A 9,499-nucleotide genomic window follows, 5' to 3' on the forward strand; every position below is an offset into this window, starting at 1 on the left:
AAATTCAGACGACTGAATCAGAAGTATTTAATGACCAATCAGTCAGTTTCTCCAGCCGGTACGTCCAATTCCAGCATCAACCCGCTCAAACGCTTGACCTTGCGCCGCACGGCTTCTTCAAACACGCCGCCACGCGGTTCGATCAGGCTGAACCAGCGCTTGGCGCGGGTGATACCGGTGTAGATCAGTTCTTTGGTCAGCACCGGGTTCAGCGCATCCGGCAGGATCAGCGCGGTGTGGGTAAATTCCGAGCCCTGGGACTTGTGCACGGTCATGGCGTACACGGTTTCCACATCGTTCAGACGGCTGGGCAGTACAAAACGCACACCGCCTTGGCCATCGTTACGTGGGAAAGCCACGCGCAGCACGTGGGGGCCGCCGTCGCTTTCGGGCAGTTTGAGCGCGATGCCGATGTCGCCGTTCATCAGGCCCAGGCCGTAATCGTTTCGGGTCATCAGCACCGGGCGGCCTTCGTACCATTGCTCGTCCCCCTCGATCAGCCGCACTTTGCGCAAGGCCGCGGTGATGCGCAGGTTCAGCCCTTCTACGCCCCACGGGCCTTTGCGCACAGCGCAGAGCAACTGGAAGGCGTCGAAGGCTTGCAACAGTTGCTGCGCCCAGTGCGTCCAGGCGAGGTCTTCGCGCGGGGTGTCGAGGGCCGGGCGCGCGCTTTGCAGCAAGTTGAGGTAATAACGATAGCCCTGGGCGTCGCCGCCCTGCCCGTCCAATATCAGCCGCTCGAGGGCGTGGTCATGCTCGCCCTTGAGGCTGAGGCAGAACAGGTCATCGTGGCTGCGCGCGGCGAGCAGTTGGCGCGCCTCTTCGGCATTTTGCTGGTTGACCCAGCGTGCCAATTGGCCGATGCCGCTGCCTTCACCAAAACGTCGCGAATAGCGCAGCATCACCACTTGTTGAGCCAGCGGATGGCTGCCGTCGAGGTCTTCGTGAAGACCACTGGCGCTGAGGTCTTCGCCACTGACCGCCTGCAGCCATTGGCGCGTGTCGGGGCTGTACCAGCCGGCTTCAGCGTCGCGGCATAAATCGCCCAGTACGGCGCCGGCCTCGACCGAGGCAAGTTGGTCCTTGTCACCCAGCAACACCAAGCGCGCGTGGGGCGGCAAGGCGTCCAGCAAGTTGGCCATCATTTCCAGGTCGATCATTGAGGCTTCGTCCACCACCAGCACATCCAGGGGCAATGGGTTGCCGATGTGATGGCGGAAGTGCCGCGTGCCCGGGCGACTGCCCAGCAAGCGGTGAACGGTGGTGACCTCTGTGGGGATTTTTTCCCGCACGCTGTCGGGCACGGTCAACGACTGCACTTGCTGGCTGATGGATTCGGTAAGGCGTGCGGCAGCTTTGCCGGTGGGCGCAGCCAGGCGGATGCGCAACGGGCTGCCGGCTTCCACGGCCGGCGCCTGCAACAGCGCGAGCAGGCGCACCACGGTGGTGGTCTTGCCGGTGCCGGGGCCGCCGGTGACGATGCTGAAAGCACCGCGCGTGGCCAAGGCGCAGGCGAGCTTTTGCCAGTCGATCACGCCGTCGGGCGGCGGTTGCTTGAAGAGGCTGTTGAGGCGTTGCGGCAAATCGGCGGCGACGCTTTCCTGGGTGGCCAGGCGCAGGCGCAAGGCTGTGTCGATGCGCCGTTCGTAGGTCCAGTAGCGGCGCAGGTAAAGGCGTTTGCCGGACAAGACCAACGGGCGGCTCTGCGCGACTTCGCTGCCATCAACCGCCAGGGCGACCAATTGGCTGGCCGCCAGCGCGTGACACCAGTGGGCACCGTCGAGGCCGTCGAGCAACTGCGACGGCAGCAGCATTGCGCCGGTTTGCAGGTCGCCTTCGGGCGGCAGCGACAGGGCGAAATCCGGCGCCTTGAGGGTTTCGAACAGGTCGAGGCACACATGGCCATGGCCCAACTGGTGGCTGGTTAACGCCGCGGCCAGCAACACCAGAGGGTCGGCCTGCGGATCAAGTTCGTGCAGGAAGCCGACAAACGCCTTGTCCAACGCGCGCAGCCAGCCCCGGTCAACCCAGCGTTCGAGCAGTTGCAGCAGGTCGGCGGCGCGGTTGAGCGGCATCAGCGCCTCAAGCGGTAACGGCGACAGGCTCATAGCAGCACTCCTTGTTCCCAGGCGGGCTCAACCTTGGGCGGTATGGGTTTGCCCTGGAACAACGCGTCCAAGCCTTCGATCAGTTCACGTGGCGGCTGGGTGAAATACGCGCCTTTGCTCACCGACTCAGTGCCGCGCAGGAACACGTAAAGCGCACCGCCGACGTGGCGGTCGTAGTCATACTCGGGCAGGCGCGCCTTCAGCTGGCGGTGCAGGGCCAGCAGGTAAAGCACGTATTGCAGGTCGTACCGATGCTCGAGGATCGAGTGTTCCATGGCCTCTAAGGTGTAGGCCGAATCGTCAGGGCCGAGCCAATTGGATTTGTAGTCGGCCACGTAGTAGCGGCCGTCGTGTTCGAAGGTCAGGTCGATAAAGCCTTTGAACATGCCGTTGAGCAGCACCGGTTCGGCGGCGACGCGGGACACGCCGTTGTGGGTGTACTGGCACACCAGTTTGTCGAGGGCCAGCACATCGACTTTGTGGCTGGCGAACCAGAACTCCATCTCGATCTGATACTGCTGCAGGCTGCTCAGGGTGACCTGATCGTTATCCACCGGCAGCGGCGTTTGCAGCAGGTGGCCCAGCCAAGCGCTGAGGGTGACGATCCAGCCTTCCCAATTGCGCCGGTTACAGCGCGCGCCCACGGCTTTTTCGATGGCCTCGGGGGTGACGTTGAAACCCTCCTCGCCCGCCCATTCCAACAAGCCATGAAGGAAGGTGCCGGGGTTTGGTCCGCGTGGGAAACGGTGTATGTCGCCACCAGACGCCGCCACTTCACGCGGTGCGTCGGGGTCGAGACGCTCGTCGTCAAACAGCTTCTGGGCTTGTGGGCTCTCCGGAGCTTCGAGGGGCGCGGCGCTCATGCTGTCGCCGATGCGCAATGCGCTGTAAGAGGCGATCCACCAGTTTTCGGCGGCCTTGCGCTTGGGCAGCAACGGCGCGAGCAACGTGGCTGCGTTGCGCGGCGGGTGGAACAGCGCGTCTTGCGCGTCCGGGACATGGGCGTAGTGGATCGCGGCGCAGCCTTGCTGTAAATCCAGCAACCAGCGCGCCAGGCCGGCAGACTCGCCCAGCGACGCACCGGCGCCGAGCAGATAGCCCAGCGCTGACAGGTGCAGGACCGAGCTGCTGTTATTGCCGCGCTTGAGGTCGGCGATGCCCAGCCAGCATGCGTGCTTGGCGCGCGTGAGCGCGACGTAGAACAACCGCAGGTCTTCGGCGAGGCGCTCATCATCGGCCTGAGCAATCAACTCGGCGGTGGGCCGCAGGCTGACGTGCGATTTGCCCTGTTCGTCGTGGTAATGCAGCGGCAGGCGGCTGCCATCCACGGGCTTGGCCGAGCAGATGAACGGCAGGAAGACCAGGTCGTATTCCAGGCCTTTGGATTTATGGATGGTCACTACCTTGACCAATTGCTCATCGCTTTCCAGGCGCAGAATCTGCTCTTCACCGGCCTGCCCCGACAGCGCGAGGTGTTCAGCCAGATGACGGATCAGCGCTTGCTCGCCGTCCAGCTCCGACGCGGCCTGCTGCAGCAACTCGCTGAGGTGCAACAGGTTGGTCAGCACGCGTTCGCCGTCGCTGCGCGCGATCAAGGTTTGCGGCAGTTTGAAATCATGCAGCAGGCGCCGCAGCATCGGCAGCACGCCTTGGGTGCGCCAGATCGCGCGGTAGCCACGGAACTGCATCACGCGGGTTTCCCACGCCAGTTCGTCCTGATTCAGACGCTCCAGTTCCGGCAGTGACAGGTTCAAGGTCACGCAGGCCAGCGCGGCACGCAGCGGGCGCTCGACGTCGGGCTCTGCGCAGGCCTTGAGCCAGGCGAGCAGGTCGTGGGCTTCCTGAGCGGCGAAGACCGAGTCTTTGTCAGACAGGTACACGCTGCGCACGCCCCGAGCGGCCAATTCGGCGCGCACGGCTTGGGCCTCCTTGCCGTCACGTACCAGGATGGCGATGTCTGACGGAAGTACGCCGCTGAAGCTGGAGTCCGCCTGTAGGAAACCGGCGGTACCTTGCTGGCCGCCATTGAGCAACGCGACGATTTGCGTGGCGCAGGCAGCCGCCAGTTGCTGGCGATACACCGCGTTGGAAATCGGCTGATCGGTGGGCAGGTGCCAGAGGTTCATCGCCGGCAACGTGTGGCCATCGACTTGCAGTTGCTCCCTGCGGCCCTGGGACAGCACCGAGTGGAACGGCACCGGGTTGTCGCCGTTCGGCTCGCGGAACAGGAAAGCCCCCCGGCCGCTTTCGGCGCGCTGGAACACGTGGTTCACCGCCTCGACCATTGCGTGGCTGGAGCGGAAGTTGGTGCCCAAGGTGTGGTGGCGGCCGGTGGTGGACTGACGGGCGCGCAGGTAGGTGTAGATATCGGCGCCACGAAAGGCATAGATCGCCTGCTTGGGGTCGCCGATCAGGAACAGGCCGCTGTCGAGGTGGTTTTCTTCGATGCGGTAGATGCTGTCGAAGATGCTGTATTGCACCGGGTCGGTGTCCTGGAATTCGTCGATCAAGGCGACCGGGAATTGCTCGCGGATCACACTGGCAAGACGCTCGCCCCCGTCGGCCTGCAGGGCGGCGTTGAGGCGGATCAGCATGTCGTCGAAGCCCATTTCGGCGCGACGGCGTTTTTCTTCTTCGAAGCGTTTACCCACCCAGCCGGCGGCGTGTTGCAGCACGGCGGCGTCGGGTGTTGGCAACGCGTCGAGGCTGGCTTTGAGAGTGGCCATGGCGTCGATGCCGGGGTGATTCGGCGGCTCGCCCTTCCAGGCTTCGGCCATACCGTCGGGCGTCAGGCGCGTGAAGCCGGTGCCGATGTCCAGTTGTTCGAGGGTTTCGTCAGCCGCCCAGGCACTGATTTTTTCAAACCAGGGCTCGAAGTAACGCGCCTGCATCTTGCGGCCGTCGACGGCTTTCGCGGCCACGGCTTGCAGGCAGATATCACGCAGTTCGGCGGCCCATTGCTGCCACGGCGCCTTGAGGCTTACCAAGGCTTCGCGGCGCTCTTGCAGGCAAGCGTTGATCAGCTCGGCGGGCTCACGGCTTTCGCCAGTGGGCCGTTCGCTGCCGAACAGCGCCCGCACGCGGGGCATCAGGGCCGCGGGGCCGCTCCAGTTTTTGCGCACCCAGTTAAGTGCGTCGTCGTGCATCGGGTAGCAAAACAGCCGCCAGTAGTCACGCAGCACTTCGCCGAGCAGGTCGCTGTGGTCGGTTTCCAGGGTTTGGGTGAACAGGCTGCCGCTGTCGAACGCGTGTTCGCGCAGCATGCGCTGGCACCAACTGTGGATGGTCGAGACGGCGGCCTCATCCATCCATTGCGCGGCGATGTCCAGGCGATTGGCGCAGGCGGGCCATTGTTCGGGAAGATATTGGTCGCGCAGGTCGGCGATCAATGCATCCGGCTGCTCGATTTCGTCGCGGAAGAACCGTGCGGCTTCAGCCAGGCGAATGCGGATGCGTTCGCGCAGCTCTTTGGTGGCGGCATCGGTGAAGGTCACCACCAGAATTTGCGGCGGCAGTAACTCGCGGCCAAAGCCGGCTTCGTCACCGCCGTGGCCAAGCACCAGGCGCAGGTACAGCGCGGAAATGGTGAAGGTCTTGCCGGTGCCGGCGCTGGCTTCAATCAGCTGGCTGCCTTTTAACGGGAAGGCCAGGGCTAAAGGTTGACCCATCATGCGCTGGCCTCCTCACTGCTGAGCGATCGCCAGGGTGCGTTGAGCAATGGGCGATATAGGGTTTCGGCCCAGCCTTCGAACTCTTCGCTGGCGATGAGCGTGACGAAGTCGGGGAATTGGCGGGTGAGTGCAGGGGTTTCGCGGCGCTCACCGTCGGTGGTCAGGCCGTCGCCTTCATAGGCTTTGCTCGCGGCGGCCAGGGCTTTGGCGGGATCGGTTTGGCCGAGCCAGGCGAAGGCGGTTTTGACGGCTACCGGGAGCGGTTTGCGCATGCCGGTGTGCCAGGCCAACAGCAGGTTGCCAAGGATTTCCCGGGCATTGGATTGATCCAGCGGGGCGAGTAACAAGGTGTCGTCACTCGCCACCAAACCGGTGCTGAGTGGCAGGCCGCAGGCGCACGCCACCACGTGATTGACCCATGGGCGAATCAGACGGTGCCATTTACGCGTTTTGATCGAACCGATGCTGTTGGGAATGGTGGTCACGCTGAGCAAGCCGCCATCACTGCGTCGGTGCAGGCCGCTGATCCAGCCTTCCAACTGGATGCCATGATGCTCAAAACTGATCGGCTCGGCGGTGGTTTGTGGCGTGGGCCACAGTGCCAATAAGTGTTGGTAGCGTTGCAGCAAATCGGGCAACGGCTCGATCAGTTCGTTACGCAGGCACTCGCCGAAACCCACCATGGGCAGCAGGCCGCTGCCCTGCAGGCGCAGGGCCTGGGCGTTGAGTGCTTGATCCACGTGATCGGGCTGGGTCAGTGCGGCGTTCAGCAGGCTGTCGCTGAGGCTATAGCGTTGCAGCGCGTCGAGCACGAAGGGTTCTTCATCGGCGAGCGGCACTTCGGCGGCCTCGAAGAACACTTTCAGACGTTGACTGAAGAAATGTTTGACCGGGTTGCGCAGGAAATCCTGCAACTGGCCGAGGCTCAGGGGTTCTTCTTGTTGGTGCTCTGCCAGTTCGTGTTCTTTAACTGGAACGTCGGCGGCCTCGTGAAGCAACTGCCACTCGCGGGCGTAGCTGAAGAGCGCGTCGCCTTCATGGAAATAGCGCGCACTGAAGGGTTGGAGCGGGTGCTCCTGGGTCATTGCTTCCAGCAGTTCTTGCTGGTGTGCGTTATGCCAGCCGCTGGCGATATGGTCACGCAGTTGGCCGATCAGTACCGAGGCCGGCCGGTCGCTGTTGTCGCGGATGCTGCGGCCGACCCAACTGATGTAGAGCTGGTCGCGGGCGGACAGCAGGGCTTCGAGCAGCAGGTAGCGATCGTCCTCGCGGCGTGAACGGTCGCCGGGGCGGTAGTCGCTGCCCATCAGGTCGAAGTCCAACGGCGGTTGCGCGCGCGGGTAGTCGCCGTCGTTCATGCCGAGCAGGCAGACGAGTTTGAACGGGATGGCGCGCATGGGCATCAGGGTGCAAAAATTGACAGCTCCGGCGAGGAAGCGCTGGGACAGGCGGCCCTGGTCCAGGCCGGCCAACCAGGCCTCGCGGACTACGGTGAGGGGTAACTCGTCCTGCAGGCCGACGGACTCACAGGTTTCCAGCCATTCTTCTCTCAGTTGTTCGAGTTGGCCTAAGAGGTAGTCGTCGTGTTCGCTGCTGGGCAGGAAGAACAGTTGCATCAGGCGTTGCAGGCGTTCACCCCACTCGCGGGGCGCTGCCGGTTGAGACAAAGCCTGATGGGCGTCGTTTAGCGCATCGAGCAAGGAGACCAACGGGCCGATCAGGGCCGCGTCGAGGCCGCCGATTTCATCGTAGGGTTCGATGCCATCGCAGGCGACGCCGGTGCCGACGGCGTAACCCAACAGCATGCGGCGCAAGCCGAATCGCCAGCTGTTTTGTTCCAGTTCATGCGGCAGGCCGAGCCCGGCGCGTTGCTCGGCATTGAGGCCCCAACGGATGCCGGCCCCTTCGATCCAGCGGTGCAGCGTCGGCAGGTCGCGCTCCTTGATGGCAAAACGTTCACGCAAGGCGGGAACGTCGAGCAGGTCGAGGATTTCGCTGACGGGGAAGCGGCTGTCCGGGAGTTTTAGCAAGTGTTCGACGGCGATCAGCAGAGGGTCGCGGCCACGTTGGCCTTGGTCGGTAAGGGTGAAGGGAATGAAGCGTGGGTCGCTTCGCTCAAGTTGACCAAACACGGCCCGAATGTGCGGCGCGTAGCTGTCAACGTCTGGGACCATGACGATAATGTCGCGCGGGCGCAGCGTCGGGTCGGCACTGAAACGTTGGAGCAATTGGTCGTGGAGAATTTCCACTTCGCGTTGTGCGCTGTGGGCGATGTGGAAGCGGATGGAGCTGTCGTTATCTAGATCGACGGCCGGCCATAGCTCGCGCGTTTCGTTGAGCGGGCGCAGTTCGAGGATGTCGTCCTGCAGTTGGTTGAGCAGCGTGGTGGGTTCGCTGTCGCTGAACAGGTCGATGCGACCATCACGGAAGGCGGCGCGGTAGCTGTTGGGGTCGTCGTAACTGTCCAGCAGGCTGATGTAGTCACGGCCCTGTTTGCCCCAAGCGGCCAGCAGCGGGTGGGCGTGCTGGTGCAGGGTTTGTGGATCGATGGTGACCGGCATGCCGGCTTTGCGCGCTTGGCGTTTGTATTCATTACGCAGCAGGTCCTTGTCGGCAACGATGTCGGACCAGTGATGACGGCAAGGGTTGTGCACGCAGAGCAGGACTTGGCTGAACCTCGCTAAGCCGGCGAGCGCCTCAAGGGCTTGCGCAGGCAGTGAGGAAATGCCGAAAACGATCACTCGGGATGGTAAGCCTGCGGGCGCCTGTTCAAGGGTATTGATGCGTTCAATAAAGCGCTGGTGCACACCGGCGCGGCTTTCGGCCATGCCTTCTTCACCGACATCGACCAGCAATGCACGCCACAATTCGGCCTGCCAGCAGTTTGCGGGATTAAGGGGCTTGGATTCGCCTCGCCCGTTGCGCAATTGGTGGCGGCCAGCAGCCCAGTCTTCCAGCCAGTCGGCACGGTAGACCTGGTATTGGTCGAACAGGTCGGCCAGGCGTTCAGCCAGTTGATAGCGTTTGCGCAGGTCGGTGTCGTGGGTAAGGAAGCGCTGCAGCGGCTCGAAGTGCGGTTGATCGATGAGTTCAGGGAGCAGGCGCATCAGGCGCCACGTCAGAGGCGCTTTATCGAGCAGGGACTTGGGCGGGATTTCGTCACGGCCCAGGACCATGCGATAGAGCTGCCACATGAAGCTGCCGGGCAGTTGCACGTCGATTGCCGCAGCGATGCCGCAGCCACCCATGTCGTCGTCTTCCGGGTCTTCGGCCAGGGCTAACTTGAGCCATTGGGCGATGCCGTTGCTTTGTACCAGGGCGATTTCGTTTTCCAAGGGCGCGAGCGGATAGCGGCGCATCCAGCTGACTACCAGGCTGCGCAACTCATCCAGGCGGTTGCCGTGAACCACCATGAATCCAGCGCTGAGGGACGTCGCATCCGGCATAACGGCTTCCTTGGGAAAAGCAAAATCGAGGCAGCGACTTTAGCATTGAAGGCGGCCGCAGGCTGCAAGTGAGGCAGGCCGACTGAACGGGGGTGACTGGAATGTTTTCGACCGCCCAAAACAAAGCCCCTGTTTGCGTTAGCAAACAGGGGCTTTGGAATTTAATCTTGACGATGACCTACTCTCACATGGGGAAACCCCACACTACCATCGGCGATGCATCGTTTCACTGCTGAGTTCGGGATGGGATCAGGTGGTTCCAATGCTCTATGGT

Annotated in this window: 3 protein-coding genes and 1 rRNA gene; all 4 read right to left on the reverse strand. The window is 63.0% G+C overall.

The features are described 5' to 3' along the window. Nucleotides 1-38 precede the first annotated feature (38 nt). Nucleotides 39-2,108: an exodeoxyribonuclease V subunit alpha gene (gene recD / locus ACP7B3_RS21780; protein WP_426180720.1), complete on the reverse strand. Its 2,070-nt coding sequence runs from the start codon at nt 2,106-2,108 to the stop codon at nt 39-41. Continuing rightward, on the reverse strand, nt 2,105-5,779 hold the full coding sequence (gene recB, locus ACP7B3_RS21785; protein WP_426180722.1) for an exodeoxyribonuclease V subunit beta: 3,675 nt from the start codon (nt 5,777-5,779) through the stop codon (nt 2,105-2,107). The genes recD and recB overlap by 4 nt, the downstream gene beginning before the upstream one ends. Continuing rightward, nucleotides 5,776-9,225, reverse strand: a complete 3,450-nt coding sequence (gene recC, locus ACP7B3_RS21790) for an exodeoxyribonuclease V subunit gamma (protein WP_426180724.1) — start codon at nt 9,223-9,225, stop codon at nt 5,776-5,778. Before recC ends, recB begins: the two co-directional genes overlap by 4 nt. Nucleotides 9,226-9,390: 165 nt before the next feature. Beyond that, nucleotides 9,391-9,499, reverse strand: a 5S ribosomal RNA gene (gene rrf / locus ACP7B3_RS21795); the annotation flags it as partial.

Source organism: Pseudomonas sp. TWRC1-2, from assembly GCF_049896685.1.
In the GTDB taxonomy this organism is placed as follows: domain Bacteria; phylum Pseudomonadota; class Gammaproteobacteria; order Pseudomonadales; family Pseudomonadaceae; genus Aquipseudomonas.